Source organism: Actinoplanes sp. NPDC019969 (assembly GCF_055562375.1).
The window spans coordinates 1-14669 of record NZ_JBVHFK010000015.1 but is presented as its reverse complement, the minus strand read 5'-3'; the positions used below and the strand labels follow the sequence as shown (position 1 = coordinate 14669).

The 14669-nt window shown below is 71.1% G+C and carries 15 protein-coding genes; 8 read left to right on the top strand and 7 right to left on the bottom strand.

All coding sequences use genetic code 11. The features are described from left to right. Nucleotides 1-3: 3 nt before the first annotated feature. Genes ACZ3II_RS36310 through ACZ3II_RS36300 form a run of 3 tightly spaced genes read left to right on the top strand, consistent with a single transcriptional unit; the run spans nucleotide 4 to nucleotide 2246 of the window. Nucleotides 4-618 carry a YesL family protein gene (locus tag ACZ3II_RS36310; protein ID WP_465523984.1) on the top strand — a complete coding sequence of 205 codons (615 nt, stop codon included), beginning with the start codon at nucleotides 4-6 and terminating at the stop codon, nucleotides 616-618. After that, entirely contained in the window at nucleotides 615-1739 is a 1125-nt protein-coding gene (locus tag ACZ3II_RS36305) for a glycoside hydrolase family 88 protein (RefSeq protein WP_465523982.1), read from the top strand. Before ACZ3II_RS36310 ends, ACZ3II_RS36305 begins: the two co-directional genes overlap by 4 nt. A gap of 45 nt (nucleotides 1740-1784) precedes the next feature. Continuing rightward, nucleotides 1785-2246 carry a 2'-5' RNA ligase family protein gene (locus ACZ3II_RS36300; RefSeq protein WP_465523980.1) on the top strand — a complete coding sequence of 154 codons (462 nt, stop codon included), beginning with the start codon at nucleotides 1785-1787 and terminating at the stop codon, nucleotides 2244-2246. Here ACZ3II_RS36300 and ACZ3II_RS36295 read toward each other — a convergent pair. Then, on the bottom strand, nucleotides 2210-2677 hold the full coding sequence (locus ACZ3II_RS36295) for a DUF6896 domain-containing protein (RefSeq protein ID WP_465523978.1): 468 nt from the start codon (nucleotides 2675-2677) through the stop codon (nucleotides 2210-2212). The two genes, ACZ3II_RS36300 and ACZ3II_RS36295, sit on opposite strands and share 37 nt — an antisense overlap. A gap of 88 nt (nucleotides 2678-2765) precedes the next feature. Here ACZ3II_RS36295 and ACZ3II_RS36290 point away from each other — a divergent pair, with 88 nt between their 5' ends. After that, on the top strand, nucleotides 2766-3218 hold the full coding sequence (locus ACZ3II_RS36290; protein WP_465523976.1) for a hypothetical protein: 453 nt from the start codon (nucleotides 2766-2768) through the stop codon (nucleotides 3216-3218). 210 nt (nucleotides 3219-3428) lie between these two features. Here ACZ3II_RS36290 and ACZ3II_RS36285 read toward each other — a convergent pair whose 3' ends face one another. Then, nucleotides 3429-3887: a MarR family winged helix-turn-helix transcriptional regulator gene (locus ACZ3II_RS36285; RefSeq protein WP_465523974.1), complete on the bottom strand. Its 459-nt coding sequence runs from the start codon at nucleotides 3885-3887 to the stop codon at nucleotides 3429-3431. A gap of 48 nt (nucleotides 3888-3935) precedes the next feature. Here ACZ3II_RS36285 and ACZ3II_RS36280 point away from each other — a divergent pair, with 48 nt between their 5' ends. Beyond that, the gene (locus ACZ3II_RS36280; protein ID WP_465523972.1) at nucleotides 3936-4643 is read left to right on the top strand and encodes a hypothetical protein; all 708 of its coding nucleotides are present in this window, start codon (nucleotides 3936-3938) and stop codon (nucleotides 4641-4643) included. A 286-nt stretch (nucleotides 4644-4929) separates the two neighbouring features. Here the strand turns inward: ACZ3II_RS36280 and ACZ3II_RS36275 are convergent, their stop codons facing one another. The 4 genes from ACZ3II_RS36275 to ACZ3II_RS36260 form a co-directional block, all read right to left on the bottom strand. Beyond that, nucleotides 4930-7353, bottom strand: a complete 2424-nt coding sequence (locus ACZ3II_RS36275; RefSeq protein ID WP_465523970.1) for an MMPL family transporter — start codon at nucleotides 7351-7353, stop codon at nucleotides 4930-4932. Between the two features lie 13 nt (nucleotides 7354-7366). Next, complete coding sequence (locus tag ACZ3II_RS36270; protein ID WP_465523968.1) at nucleotides 7367-7972, bottom strand: TetR/AcrR family transcriptional regulator; 606 nt, start codon at nucleotides 7970-7972, stop codon at nucleotides 7367-7369. An 88-nt stretch (nucleotides 7973-8060) separates the two neighbouring features. Next, nucleotides 8061-8282 (bottom strand): hypothetical protein, encoded by a 222-nt coding sequence (locus ACZ3II_RS36265; protein WP_465523966.1) that lies wholly within the window; start codon nucleotides 8280-8282, stop codon nucleotides 8061-8063. Nucleotides 8283-8326: 44 nt separating this feature from the next. Continuing rightward, nucleotides 8327-9511 carry a trans-sulfuration enzyme family protein gene (locus ACZ3II_RS36260; protein ID WP_465523964.1) on the bottom strand — a complete coding sequence of 395 codons (1185 nt, stop codon included), beginning with the start codon at nucleotides 9509-9511 and terminating at the stop codon, nucleotides 8327-8329. Nucleotides 9512-9635: 124 nt separating this feature from the next. Between ACZ3II_RS36260 and ACZ3II_RS36255 the strand changes: the two genes are divergently transcribed. From ACZ3II_RS36255 to ACZ3II_RS36245, 3 genes are read left to right on the top strand one after another with little or no spacing between them, the layout of a single operon-like run. Next, a complete protein-coding gene (locus ACZ3II_RS36255; protein WP_465523962.1) occupies nucleotides 9636-11795 on the top strand; it encodes a hypothetical protein in 2160 nt (719 codons plus the stop codon). Between the two features lie 44 nt (nucleotides 11796-11839). Then, complete coding sequence (locus tag ACZ3II_RS36250) at nucleotides 11840-12163, top strand: PadR family transcriptional regulator (RefSeq protein WP_465523960.1); 324 nt, start codon at nucleotides 11840-11842, stop codon at nucleotides 12161-12163. Further along, nucleotides 12160-13026, top strand: coding sequence for a hypothetical protein (locus ACZ3II_RS36245; protein WP_465523958.1), 867 nt, complete (start codon nucleotides 12160-12162; stop codon nucleotides 13024-13026). Before ACZ3II_RS36250 ends, ACZ3II_RS36245 begins: the two co-directional genes overlap by 4 nt. A gap of 871 nt (nucleotides 13027-13897) precedes the next feature. On the opposite strand, the gene ACZ3II_RS36240 is transcribed toward ACZ3II_RS36245, so the two are convergent. After that, entirely contained in the window at nucleotides 13898-14515 is a 618-nt protein-coding gene (locus ACZ3II_RS36240) for a TetR/AcrR family transcriptional regulator (RefSeq protein WP_465523956.1), read from the bottom strand. Nucleotides 14516-14669: the final 154 nt, after the last annotated feature.

Genomic DNA, 14669 nt, shown 5'->3' with positions numbered 1-14669 from the left:
GGCGTGCACCTGGCGCTGGCGACCAACCTGCTGCTCGCGGTCGCCTGCGCGCCGCTGCTCGCCGTGGTGCTGCTGACCGACCCGGGGCGGACCTGGCCGCTGCTGGTGCTGTTCGCGCCGCTCGGCGGGCCGGCTCTGGTGGCGGCGTTCACGGTGCTCACGGCGTACCCGCAAGGGGTTGTCCGTAGTTTCTGGAACGCCTGGCGGGCCTCCGCGCGACGCGCGCTGACCGCCGCGACCATCGCTTGCGGCGCGCTGCTGGTCCTCGGCGTCGATGCTTTCTTCTTCGGTACGCGTCAAGCCGGCGCCCTGCTGATTCCGGTGATCGTCGTGGCGATGACGCTGATCGTCGTCACGACATTGCTCGTTCTGGTGGCCCTCGCCGAACACCCCGGCATCCGATTGCGCGACGCCGCCCGCGCCGGCCTCTATCTCGGGATCCGCCGCTGGTATCTCAGCCTTTTCTCGCTGCTCGTCCTGCTCGTTTTCGAGGCCCTGCTGGCGGCCCGACCGGCGATCGCGATCGGTGTCGCCGCCGCCCCGATGCTTTCCATCGTTCTCGCCAACAGCCGTTTCACGCTCGCATCCCTGGCACCCCACCTGGAGAGGACGACATGACGGCGATCGCCGACCGGACCGGAACTGCCGTGACCGCCGCCCTGCGCACCATCGACGCCAACATCGCCGCATTCGGTGACCGTTATCCCGACGACACCACCGTCGGCGACCGCTATCTCCCCCGGCCCGCGAACACCGGCTGGACCACCAGTTTCTGGCCCGGAATGCTGTGGCTCGCGCACGATCTGACCGGCGAGCCACGCTATCGGGAAGCGGCCTCCGCGCATGTCGCGTCCTTCGTGGACCGGATCGACCGCGGCATCGATCTCGACACCCACGATCTGGGTTTCCTCTACACGCTGTCGTGCGTGACAGCGTGGCGCCGGAATCGGGACCCGGAGGCGCGGCGGGTGGCCCTCGCCGCCGCGGAACATCTGCTCGCGCGGGTGCTGCCGTCGGCCGGAATCATTCAGGCGTGGGGCGATCTGGCCGATCCCCGGCAACAGGGACGCACCATCGTGGACAGTCTGATGAACACGCCGCTGCTGTTCTGGGCGAGCCGGACGACCGGCGATCCACGGTTCGGCGCGGCGGCACGACGGCACGCCGGCCAGTTGCGGGATCACATTCTGCGGCCGGACGACACGACGTACCACACGTTCTATTGGGATCCGGCGACCGGTGAGCCGCTGCGCGGCGAGACCGAACAGGGCAGCGCGGACGATTCGTGCTGGGCGCGTGGGCAGGCGTGGGGCATCTACGGATTCACCCTCAACCATCAGTACACCGGTGATCCGACTCTGCTCGCCGCCGCGGTCCGGTGCGCCGACTACTTCCTCGCCCATCTGCCCGGCGACGGCGTCGCCCATTGGGATTTCGCCACGCGCGAGGAACGGGACAGTTCCGCGGCGGCCATCGCGGTGAACGGTCTCCTCGAACTCGCCGCCGCGGTCCCGCCGGCCCGCGCCGGCCATTACCGGGCCACCGCCGGGCGCATTCTGCGGTCCCTGATCGACGGCTATTCGACGGTGAACCGGCCCGACTCGAACGCGCTGCTGCTGCACGGCGTCTACGACAAACCGAAAGGTGTGGGCGTCGACGAGGGCAACCTGTGGGGCGACTACTTCTACCTGGAGGCCCTCACCCGGGCGAGCCGGCCCGGCTGGATCCGCCCCTGGTAGAAGGCGTCACAGCGAGGCGGTGAACACTGGCGGACGATGCACACCGTGGAGCTCCTTCTCGACGACGCCCTGGAAGCCGGTGTCCGGTCGCTGTGGGACCGGCTGGACGCCGCCGGGTTCGCCGGTCTGGCCCGGCACCGGCACGTCACCAACCGCCCGCACGTCACGCTGGTGTCCGCGGTCTCGCTGGCCGGCCTGCCCGCCCTGCCGCTGCCCGTCGACACGGTGCTCGGGCCGGTCCGGCTGCTGGGGCGGGCGCTGGCCCGTGAGGTGGCGGACACGCCGGCTCTGCGCCGCCTGCACGACGACGTCTGGCAAGCCGTCGGATCGGAGCATCCGCACTACGCCCCGGACCGCTGGATCCCGCACGTCAGCCTGTCGCTGAACCTCCCACCGGACCAGCGGGACGCCGCGTGCGCGCTGCTCGCCGGCATCCCGCCGGTGGCCGGCCGGCTGGTCGCCGCCCGCAGTTACGACACCGGGACCCGTACGGTCACGATGCTCTGAGCCGCACAGGTCAGGGAGTACCAGCGGCCCGGCGCGACCGCGTGCAGCACGCCCGTGTGGACGAGATGCTCGCAGGCGTCGTCGAGTTCGCCGACGGACAGGTGATCGTCGTCGGGCCAGTCGAAGTACTGGTGGACACGCCACGCGTCGAAGGCCTCGACCGACGTGCCGGACCCCGGAGCGGTCACCAGATCGATGTCGACCATGCGGCCGTCGTCGCCGACCATCCAGCAGCCCACCCCGTGCACCGAGTACCCGATTCCGCTCCGGGTGGTTCCCCGGCCGGGCAGGGTCCGCAGGGAACGGACCGCGAACAACAGCCCGGTCAGATCGGTGATCGGCGCCAGATCGGCGAAGAAGCGGGCCCGGACGGTACGGAGCGCATCGGTGAACTGGAGGACCGCGTCGACGGCGAGGCTGTTCTGGCGCATCGCCCGAGTATGGCGTCCGGCCGGTGCGGTGACGGGCCCGGATGCCGTGCGCCGGAAAATGTCGGGGGGTGCTGCCATGATGCGCGGCATGGAGATTCTGGCGGGTGTGGGAGTGACGGCGGCGCGGGTCGGCGAGAGCCGTGCGGTCATCGAGAGCCGCGTGGGGCCGGCCCTGCGCCCCGGCGGCAAACGCCTGGCGGTCTATCCATCGCATCCGGTGCTGATCGTCACCTACGGGGCCGACGACACCGCCGAGATGGTCGAGGTCGGCAACGACGGCGGCGCCGAGGAGGTGTTCTTCGAGGGCGTCCAGGTGACCTACCGGTTCATGGATGAGGTCGTCGCCGAGCTGGAGGCGCGTGGCCACCGCGCCGAGCGTCACGACATGGGTTATGTGTTCCCATCCGGGTTCCGGATCTGGTCGATGGGCACTGTCGAGCCGTGCGAGATCGACCCGGACGCTTTCGACGACGACCCCCGGCTGCTCGTCGAGGGCGTCACCGTCGCCCCCTACCGCGCCCTGGTCGGCGCCGACCGCTGACAGGCCATGGCGTCCATACTGATGCGCATGAATCTCGGCACCGCGGTTCCCGCCGGCCGCCGGTCACGTCTGGGCCTGTTACGTCCGTGCCGCATGTTGCGACGAGGTCGTCGCGCCGTACGGCCCGGTGGGCGCGGGATCCCGGTGTTCTCCGGATGGGTCAGCCGGCCCGAGGACGTGCCGACCGGCGAGACCGCTGAGTGGAGGCGCTCACCCGCCGGCGTCTCCGGGGATCCGGGTCTGGCGTCGGTGCAGGCGGGCCAGGTCCAGGACGACGTCCGTCACGAGGCGGCGCTGATCGGGCGTCAGATCGCGAACCGCACGGTCGATCTCCGACGCGAGCGGGCGCAGCAGGCTCAGCAGGGCTTCGTGGGTCTGCTGAGTGGCGACGAGCAGGTGGCGGCGGCGGTCGCTCGGATGCGGGTCTCGGGCGATCCAGCCCGCACGTTCCAGGCGGGCGACGAGCCCGGTCGCGGCGCCGGACGTCAGACCGAGCAGGCGCCCGAGCTCCACCGGCCCCATCGGCGCGTCGGCCATCAGCACGTGCTTGAGTGCCAGGTAGTCACCGGCACTCAGGTGCATGCGGGCTGCGAACGCGGCGTCCGTCTCGGCCACGGCGGTGGCGAGGTGGTGCACCGCCCAGGCCAGGTCGTCGAGTTGCTCCTCCACTCCCGGAAGTCTAGCTTGGAAACTAAGCGACTTCTGGAGGAGGCGGCGGTGGACACGATGCGCTCGCTGGCCTTGGCCGGGGCCTGCACGACGTTCGTCGCGGTGCCGAATCTGGGGGCCGTGTTCGGCGAGGGTGAACAGACCGATCGGTACGGCACGGCGATCACTCCGCCGGATTACGCGTTCGCCGTCTGGGCGCCGATCTTCGCCGCCTGTGCCGTATCGACAGTGGGTCAATGCCTGCCGGCCGGACGAAACGACCCGACGCGCCGGCACGCCGGCTGGCCCCTGGCCGGGGCGTACGCGGTGAACGCCCTGTGGTCCCTGGCGGCGCAGACCGGGCGGTTCGCGCTCACGCCGTACCTTCTGCCGCTCGGCACCGCCCTCACCGCGACCGCACACGTCCGGCTGCAGCGCACGCCGCCCGCTGCCGGCCTGCTCGCTGTCACCCCGGCCAGCACCGGACTGCTGCTGGGCTGGACGACCCTGGCGAGCGCTGTCAACATCGTCGCCGCGCGGGCGGACCGGAACACGCCACGCTCGGTCACGGCAGCCACCGCCGGCCTGCTCGTGACCGCCGCCGCGGTGGCCGTCGCCGTGGCGCGAAGCCGGCGTGGTGGGCGGGCCGTCGCGCTCGCCGCCGGGTGGGGGCTGGTGACGCTTGCCGGCACCCCTGCCCGCCCACGCCGCGTACGCCTGGTCGCGGCCGTGGGCGCAACCATGATCGGCTTCGCCCGGCGGCTCGCGACCCGCTGACACCTGGTCCTGGAGCGCATGGGTCGAGAGCGGCACCGAAGTACGCCACGCCGGGAGCCCTCTCGGCTGGTTCTCATGGCTGTCTCCCGCCCGCCGAGACAGCCATGAGAACCAGCCGGAAAAGATCGGACGGTGACCGGCGCATACGCCCGGGAGACGCCGGACGGTCCGGTGTGGGGATCACTTCGCGTTGACAGGAACGGGGCCCTTTGCCAGGTCGTACGACAAAGAAAAGCCTCGCTGCCGGAAGGGATGGGACCGGCAGCGAGGCGAGGCGGGGTGGGGGTTATCGCAGGGCCGGTTCGGCGGGCTCCGAGTGGGTGGCGTGGTGGGCGCCGGGGTGGGCGCGTTCCAGGGCGGCGCCCTCGACGTCCACGTCCGGGAGGATGCGGTCCAGCCAGCGGGGGATCCACCAGGCGGACCTGCCGAGCAGGTGCATGACCGCCGGGATGAGCAGCATGCGGACCAGGAACGCGTCGACCAGGACGCCGAACGCCAGACCGAAGCCGAGCGAGCGGATCATGGCGGTGTTGGAGAAGATGAAGCCGCCGAACACCGAGATCATGATGATGGCGGCGGCGGTGACGACCGTACGGCCGGCGTGCACGCCCTGCTGGACGGCGACCCGGGCGTCGGCGCCGTGGGCGTACGCCTCACGCATGCCGGACACCAGGAACAGCTGGTAGTCCATGGCCAGGCCGAACAGGATGCCGATCAGGATGGTCGGCAGGAAGCTCAGCACCGGGCCGGGGTCGTGGATGCCGAAGACCGGGGCGAGCCAGCCCCACTGGAAGATCGCGGTGACGCCGCCGAACGTGGCGAACAGCGACAGGATGAAACCGAGCGTCGCGGTCACCGGGACCAGGATGGACCGGAACACCAGGATCATGATGATCAGCGAGATGCCGATGACGACGCCCAGGTAGAGCGGGAGCGCGTTGGCCAGCTTCTCGGAGATGTCGATGTTGCCGCTGGCGCTGCCGGCCACCCCGAGATCGACGTCGCCGCCGAGCGGGGAGAGGCCGCGCAGGTCGTGGACCAGCTGTTCGGTCTCCGCGCTGGTCGGGCCCTCCTCCGGGATGATCTGGAAGCCGAGCGTCGTGTTGTCGGCGGAGGCGCCGATCGGGGCGACCGCGGCGACGTTGTTCTGCGACAGCAGGACGTTGCCGATGCGGGCCTGCTCGGCCTGCTGGGCGTCGCCGGTGACCGGGGCCGGCAGGTCGGCGACGACGACGAGGGAGCCGTTGACGCCGGCGCCGAACTGCTCCTCGATCATCTTGTACGCCTGGTACTGGCTCGACGCCTGATCCTCCGACGAGCCGTCGGGCAGGCCGAGTCGCATCGACATCGCCGGGATCGCGACCGTGACCAGGGCGACCAGCAGCGCGAGCACGGTGACGACGGCACGGCCGGTGCTCATCGGCGTCGTCGGCGCGGGGCTCGCGGCGTGTGCCTTGCGGTTGACGACGCGGCGGCCGATCAGCGCGAGCAGGGCGGGAGTGAGGGTGACCGCGATGAGTACGGCCACGGCCACGCAGATCGCCGCGACGGTGCCCATCAGGCCGAGGAACGGGATGCCGGTCACGTTCAGGGCCAGCAGCGCCACCAGCACGGTCGACCCGGCGAACACGACGGCGTTGCCGGACGTGCCGTTGGCCAGGCCGATCGACTCGTGCATCTCGACGCCGTCGATGAGCTGGCGGCGGTGCCGGTTCAGGATGAACAGGCTGTAGTCGATGCCGACGGCCAGGCCCAGCATGACGCCGAGCACCGGGGTGATCGACAGCATCTCCACCACACCGGACAGCGCGAGCGACGCGGTGACGCCGATACCGACGCCGGTCAGGGCGCTCAGGATGGGCAGGGCGGCGCCGATCAGCGTACGCAGCATGACCAGCAGCGTGATCGCGGCGATGACCAGGCCGATGATCTCGCCGATACCGACGATCTCCGGCAGGCCCTGGGTGATCTCGTTGGAGAACTCCACGGCGACGCCGGCCGGCAGACCGGCGGTGACGTGCTGGACCACCCCGTCCTTGGTCTCCGGGGTGACGTCGAGCTGCGGCACGGTGAACCGGACCTGCGCGACGGCGGTGCTGCCGTCGGCCGACACGGTGCGGATCGGCGCGGACATGGTGAGCAGCTGCTGCCCGACGGCCAGCTTGTCGGCGCCCTCCTGCAGCTCCTGGCTCTTGTCGATCAGCTCGGTCTGGCCGGCCTCGACCTTCGCCTTCGTCGCCGCGTCGAGATCGGCCCACAGGCCCTTGGCCTGGTTGATCTGCTGCTGGGCGGCGTCGATCTGAGCGCGGCCCGACTCGACCTGCTTCAGGCCGTCCTCGACCTGCGCGCGCCGGTCGGCGATCTGCATCTCGATGGCGAACGGGTCGGTCGTCCCCGCGACGCCGTCGAGTGCGCCGGTGGTCTTCAGCAGCTCGGTGATACCGGCCCGCTGGGCGTCGGTCAGCGCGCTGTCGTCGCTGGTGTGGAACACGAGTTTGCCGTTGCCGCCGGCCGCGACCGGCAGCCGTTCGGCGAGCCGGTCGCTCACCTCGGCGGTCTCGGTGCCGGGGATGTCGACGACCGGGGACAGCTCACCCCGGGCGACGAAATAGCCGGTCACGGAGAGGCCCAGAACGACGAGCCAGGTCGCCAGGACGACCCCGGCGCGCCTGGCGCAGAACCGGCCCAGGCGGTAGAGGAGCTCGGCCAATGTTTCGTTCCTTCTAGTAGCCGGTGCGGACGGTTGCGATGAGCTTTTCGAGCAGGTGGTGCCACAGGTCGCGGGCCGCGGAGTCGGTGGCCGCGGAGGTCTCGGTGAGCCAGTGGGTGGCGACGCAGACGGTCCCGTTCATCAGGGAGCTGACCAGGATCGCGGCGTCGAGCGGGTCGGCCTCGGGATAGCGCCGGGACAGCTCGCGGGCCATCTCGTCGGAGGTCCGCGCGAACGTGGCGTGGAAGATCTGGGTGGCCCGCGGATCGCCGGGCCCGAAGCCGCCGAGGGCGTGCCAGAGGAAGGCGATGATGCCGGGTACGTCGGTGGCCCGCAGCGCCCCGGCCACGTCGTCGAACATGGAGGCCCGCTCGCCGGCGGTGACGGTGGACCGGAAGCTGCCGATCACGCTGCGGAGCATCTCCGTGCAGACGGTGGTGACCACGTCGTCGATCGACACGAAGTGGTTGAAGATGGTGCGCCGGGAGACGTCGGCACGGTCGGCGAGCTCGTCGACGCTGAACCGGACGCCCTCGCTGACCAGCGCGTTGGCGGCGTCGAGAATGGCCCGCCGGTGACGTGCCTTGAGTGCCGCCCGCCGGTCCAGGGGAGTGGTCACAGTCTCTACACTAAGTGCATCGTTGCACTGGGTGCAAACGCGGACCGGCCCCCGCGAAGATTCGCGGGGGCCGGCCTCTCCCGAGGAGTCAGAGCTTCTGGGTCTCCGTCGTCGAAGGATGCAGCTCGGCGGTCGTCTCCTTGACGAACTTGCCGGTGCTCGCGCTGCGGTTGACCTCGCGCTCGCTGTGCTCCTTGTCACCACCCACGTGCTCGGTGGTCGTGGTGCGCGGGTTGCGCTCCGCGGTGCTCTCCTTGACGAAGCGTCCGGTCTTGGCGCTCCGGTTGACCTCGTGTTCGTTGCCGGCCATCGGGGGGCCTCCTCGTCCGGTGGGGATCCGTGTGTGCACCTTTATCACTGCCCGCTTGTCGGCGCGGGAAACGTCAACGCCCGATCCAGATCGGCGACGAGATCATCGGGATGCTCGATGCCGACCGCGATCCGGATCGTTCCCGGGCTGATCGACGCGCTGCGCAACTGCTCCGGGGACAGCTGCCGATGCGAGGAACTGGCCGGGTGCAGGATCAGCGTCTGCGTGCCGCCGAGGGACGGTGCGAGCTTGATCAGGCGTACCGATCGCTGGAAACGCAGTCCCGCGTCGTAGCCGCCGGCCAGGTCGAAGCAGAAGGGCGCCGCGAAGCCGCGCACGTACTTCTGGGCCACCGCGTTGCTGGGATGGTCGGCGGCCCCCGTCCACAGCACCCGCTCCACCGCCCGATGTCCGGAGAGGAACGCCGCGATCCGGGCCACGTTCGCCGCGTGCCGCTCCACCCGCAGCGGCAGCGTCTGCAGGCCACGCAACGTCAGCCAGGCCGCGAACGGGTCGGCGACCGCGCCGAACTCCACCGCGTGCCCCCACACCTCGCGGTACAGCGCGTCGTCGGCGAAGACCGCGATCCCGCCGGTCACGTCACTGTGGCCGCCCAGGAACTTGGTCACCGAGTGGATCACCACGTCCGCGCCGTGCTCGATCGGGCGGCACAGGATCGGGGTCGCGAACGTGTTGTCGACGATCGTCGTGATCCCGGCCGCGCGGGCGATCGGGGCGAGCGCGGGCAGGTCGCTGACGTGGCCGGTCGGGTTGGCGATCGTCTCCAGATAGAGGATCCGGGTACGCGGGGTGATCGCCTGGCGTACCTCCGCCGCGTCGTGGCCGGTCACGAACGTGACGGTGATGCCGTACCGGTCGGCCATGTCACGCAGCGTGGCGTGCGTGCCGCCGTAGAGGGTGTGCTGCGCGATCACGTGGTCGCCGGTGCGGAGCAGGCCGTGCAGCAGCATGGTGATCGCGCCCATGCCGGAGCCGGTCGCGATGGCGTTCGCGCCGCCCTCCAGGTCGGCGACGGCGTCCTCGAGCGCGCGTACGGTCGGGTTGGCGAAGCGGGAGTAGACGTACGATCGGTCGGGGTGATGGAGGCCGTCGGCCAGCGGTTCCGGGTCCTCGAACGAGAACGAGGACGTCTGGTACAGCGGCGGGCTCAGCGGGGTGCTCTCCGGAACCGGTACGCGGATGTGGATCACTCTCGTGTCGGGATGCATACCCCGATCCTGTTTCCCCTGTGCAGGTGCGGGCCAGAGCCAATGCCGCTGGGTTGGACCACCGTTCTGCCCTCTGCCGCCGTCGCCGCGGAAAATGTCAGGGGGTGCGGGCATAGTGCGGGCCATGTTCAACGGGCTGCACGATTCCTCCCTCCAGGGCCTCCTGACGGCGCTGCGGTCGGCCGACCGCAGCGCCGTCCATGATCACCCCGGCGCGGTCGAGAGCCTGCCGTTGCTGTTCACGATGGCCACCGACCCCGGCACCCCGGACCGGGCCGCCATCGTCGCCCTGCTGGTCGGTCTCGGCTCCACCGACAACGCCCGCGGCTACCTGCGATCCCGGGCCGACGCCTTCGCGGCACTCGCCGCCGACCCCGACGAGCAGGTCCGCCAGGCGGCGGTCCCGGCGCTCGGGCTGTTCCTCGACGACGCCCAGCAGGCCCTCGCGCTGCTCCGGGAGCGGCTGCACGCCGCGCCGGGCGCCGCCGAACGGATCCTGATCGTGGAGACCTCGGCCACCCTGGCGCTGCGGATCCCGGCCGCCGCCGACGACATCCTGCTGTGGTTCGGCCGGCTCGCCGGTGACCCCGCCGCCGACCTGCAGACCCGGCTCGCCGCGGTGATCCAGCGGGCCCGCTGCACCCCCGACCGGATCAGCGACGACCTGGCGCCCGCCGTGATCAGCCTCTTGTGGACGATCACCTCCCTGACCCCGCCGGCCGAGCCGGGCCCCGGCCACCGTGCGCCAGCCGATCCCGGCAACGGAGGGCTGCCCTTCGCTGACCGCGAGCGGCTCCCGCGCGTGCACCCGCCCGTCACCGGCCTGCTGCGGACCCTCCACGATCTCCTCGGCGGCCGGGTCGTCGAGCGGACCGCCGTCCTCGCCGAGCAACTGCGCAGCCCCGACGCGGGCTGGCGGCTCGACGCGATCCGGATGAGCGGCGACCTGATGACCGGGTGGCGCGGCGACCACACCGAGCTGGTCCGGCTGCTCGCCCGGCAGGTCGCCGACGACGACCCGGAGGTGGCGGCCGCCGCGGCAGCCGTTCTCGGCGCCTGCCATCCGATCGCCTCACCGGCCCGGGAGGCCCTGGCCGCGCGGGTCGTCGCCGCCGGTCCGGACACCTGGGCGGCGCCAGGCCCACGGTTCCGCCGCGCCCATCAGGCGGCGGTGGTGGCCCTGGCCCGCCTGGGGGACGAGCGTGCCGCCCCGAGCCTGTTCGCGGCCCTGACCGGTGGGGTGGACATGTGGCGCGCCGTCGAGGCCGCGCGGTGGCTGCCCGGTTCGTCGGACCTGCTGGCGCCGCTGGTCGCTGCCCGCTTGAGGGACGCCGGCCACGGTTCCGGCGTCCCCGCCATGCTCGCGACGCTGTCCGCCCTGGGTGAGCCGTCGACTGTTCCCGCCATCGCGTCCACTCTCACGGCGGCCGAGCACCCCGACACCATTGCGGCGGCGTTGGCAGCGCTCGCTTCCTTCGGGCCACTGGCGGAGGATGCCCTCGGTGACATCCGCCCGCTGATCGACGACCCGGATGTCGAGGTGCGCCTTGCTGCGCTGGCCGCGCTGTGGTCCGTCACCCGTGACCTCGACGAGGTTCTGCCGCGGCTGATCGATCTCCTCGGGCCGTCTTCCGCCTTCGGTTCCTCTCCGGCCTCAGGCTCTTCTCCCGCATCGGGTTCCCCCACCGCGGACGGCTCGTCTCCCGGCGCCCCGCCTGCTTCCGCGCCGCCCGGCGTTGGTGATCCGTCTTTCTCCGGCCCATGGTCCTCCCATCCTTCAGCCCTTTCTGGTCCGTCTCGCTCGGCCGATGCGGCGCCCGCATCCCGCATTTCTGGTTCGCCCGCTTTGTCGGACCGGGAGGGATGGTCGAGGACTGACGTGCTGGTGGGGGAAAGGGATACGTCGGCGGTTCGGGCTGCCGCTGAAGTGCTCAAGGCGATCGGGCCGCCGGCTGCGGCTGCGATTCCCCGGCTGCGGGAACTGGTCGGGGGCGGAGGGGAGTGGGTGCGGGTGCACTGTGCGGCAGCCCTCGGGGAGATCGGCGGGGAGCCCGAGGCTCCGGCGGTGATCGAAGCGCTGATGTCGGCCTGGCAGCGCAACGGCTGTGTCGCCAGCCCGGTGGTGACCTGCCTGCTCCGGATGGGCCCGGCCGCGGCGCCGGCCCTGCCGCACCTGATCGCCGAGCTGGCGCAGACCCGCCGCGTCGACGGGTGGAGCCCCGGCATCGAGGCCGACGAGAAACTACAGCGAACGTGCCGCAATGTCATCGCCCAGATCGGATAGTGAGCGGGGTCGACATATGTCGTCGAGCTACGTATGGTCCCGGCATGCGTGAGACCACGTACTTCATCCTGGCCGCTATCCAGGACACGCCGCGGCACGGATACGCGATCATCCAGCAGGCGTCGGCGCTGTCCGGCGGGCGGATCCGGCTCGCCACCGGCACGCTCTACACCGCACTGGACCGGCTCACCGGGTCCGGCCACATCCGGGTCGTCGACGAGCAGATCGTCAACGGCAGGGCCCGCCGGTCCTATGAGCTCACCCCGCACGGCCGGTCCGCCCTCGAGCAGCACGCCGAGCAACTGGCCGCCGCCGCCCGCGTCGTCACCGAGCGGCGCGTCACCCGGATGGTGGTGCGGCCCGCATGAGGATCTACGCCCGGCTGGTCCCCCTCTATCCCGCCACCTCTCCACGTGAGGAGATCCTGGACACCGTGATGCTCAGCTCCGGCCGCTTCTCCGTTCGAGAGAGTCTCGCCCTGATGATCGGCGCGCTGCGGGCCCGTACCGGTGCTGACGTACGCCGCAACCAAGGCGAGTTCGCCCGGTCCGCCGTCCGCCTCTCCGCCCTGGCCCTGCTCGTCTACGCGGCCGCCGTCGACCTGACCTCCACCCTGTCGCTCGACGTGCCTGCCGTGTTCGCCCGTTTCGACATCACGCAGTACGCGATCGCCGCCCTCATCGCGCTCGTCCTGCACATCGCCGCGATCGTCGCGCTGGCCCGGGGCGCTTATCTGCCGGCCGCCGCCGGTGCGGTCGCCGCGCTGATCGCCGCGGTGGTGTCGCAGTCGCGCTTCGGTTCACCGTGGAGCTACGCCTGGTACTACGACGGATTCTGGGCCGCCCCACTCACGGTGCTCCTGATTCTGGCCCTGCTCGGCGCACGCCGCGAACGTTCGTCCCCGGCCGGCTGGCTGATCGCGATTGTGCCGGCCGTCAGCGTGCTGCCGACCGGGGCCGGCCATGTCCTCGGGCTGGATCTGTTCTACCAGCAGCAGGCCCTCGTGGTCGTCTTCGCGCTGGCTCTGGCCTGGTCCTTCCTGGACGCCCGGGTTCCGCTGGCGGTCGCGGCCGTCGCCGCCGTCGGTATCCTCACCCGGCTGACCCTCGCCATGCTCAACGAGATCCCCGGCGGCGCCGAGACCATCGTCTCCGGCATCGCCGTCACCGCGATCCCTGCCGTGGCCCTGATCTCCGCCGCGGTCCTCAGCCGCCGCCGCGCCGCGATCTGACGAACAACACGCGGCTGGTGTTGTGTCAGCGCCGATGACACAACACCAGCCGTGTGAATCGCTTCGGGCCTGGCGTCCTGGCTGCTTGAGCCGTCGTCCTCGGTCCGAGCCCTCGTCGCGGCTGCTGGCGGTTGGCCTTCGCGGTTACCGAGGGCCTGCTCGTTAACTCTTCGGCCGGGCAGCCGGGCGGCCGGGCAGCCGGGCGGCCGGGCAGCCGGGCGGTGGGGCGGCCGGGCAGCCGGGCGGCGGGGCGGGGCAAGCCGGGCGGCGGGGCGGGGTGGCGAGGCGGCCGGGCGGCGGGGCGGAATTTCGGGCCATGTGTGCCCGGGACCGAGCCTGTTCCGGATCTTGTGGATGCGGTGTCGGATTGAAGTGCGCAAGATCGGTATCGTGGCCCATTTTGTGCGTCCGGCTCCGGAAAGCCGGTGTTCCGGGACCAAGATCGCGGGCTTTGCCGATCTTGGGTCGGGGAGGCCGGTGCGCAATGCTCAAGATTGCGGACGGCGGTCGGTTCCGGTTGCCTACTGCTCAAGATCGTTGCAGGGAAGCCGTGGGCCCGAGCGTTCGGGGAACTGTGGGCCTGAGTAGCCGGGGAACTGGGGGCCTGACTGGTCGGAGGAACCGTAGGGGGTACACCCATGTCTCGGAACTGCCGTGGGACGAGATCTCCACGGTGTCGACTCAGGTGATCGAGAATCCGGACGGTTCTCGGTGGAGCAGCCTCGTGGTGGATCTGACCTGGGGTGAGTTCTACGAGGTCGGGGAGAGTTCTGAGGGGTGCGCCGAGGTCGTACGGGAGCTGTGCCGTCCGTCCGGTCGTTCGGTGACCGAAGGGGAGATCCGGCCGGGCGGCGACGAGTGGAAGCGCCGTTCAGCGGTCCGGGGTGAGGGCGCCGTGCAGGAACAGGTCGACGAGCTGCTCGGTGCTGACCTCCGGCCCCATCGTGCCGGGGTGCCGGGCGCGGCCGGAGAACATGCCGAGGAACAGGGTGGCCATCTCGGCCGGTGACAGCCGGAGATCGGCCGCGTCGGGTTCGAACAGTTCGCGGATCGCGTCGAGGGTGGCCTGCTGGGAGGCTTCGCGGCTGCCGCGTTGGCCCCGCAGCGCCGACGGGTCCGGGCGGGCCGCGGTGGCGGTGGCGTGGAGAGCGCCGATGACCGCGCCCATCCGGGTCAGGTGGGCGTCGAGAGCGTAGACGGCGTCGGTGAGACGGCTGGCGAGAGGTTCGTCGAGCGAGATCGACCGTAGCTCCTCCAGTACGCGGGACGGGTCCATGGCGGCCATGGCGCAGGCCTGCAGGACGGCGTTCTTGTCGTCGAAGACCCGGAAGATGGTGGCCTCGCCGATGCCTGCGGCCCGGGCGATCTTCGCGGTGGTGACGGCGGCGCCGAGTTCGGCCACCAGTGGTAGCGCTGCCTGGACGATGGTGTCGCGTCGTTGTTCGGGGGTCATTCCCGGCGCGCGGCGCCGGTCGGTGGTGTTCGTCATGCGTCCACGCTACGGAGTGAGTACTCACTCCGTCAATGGAGGGCTCGAGCGGATCAGTGCCGGCCAACGGGGGGGGGGGGGGGGGGGGGTTGAAGGCAGCCGCCGAAAAAGGAAAACGGGGGGGAAGGAGGACGGGGGGGGGGGTGGAGGGAGG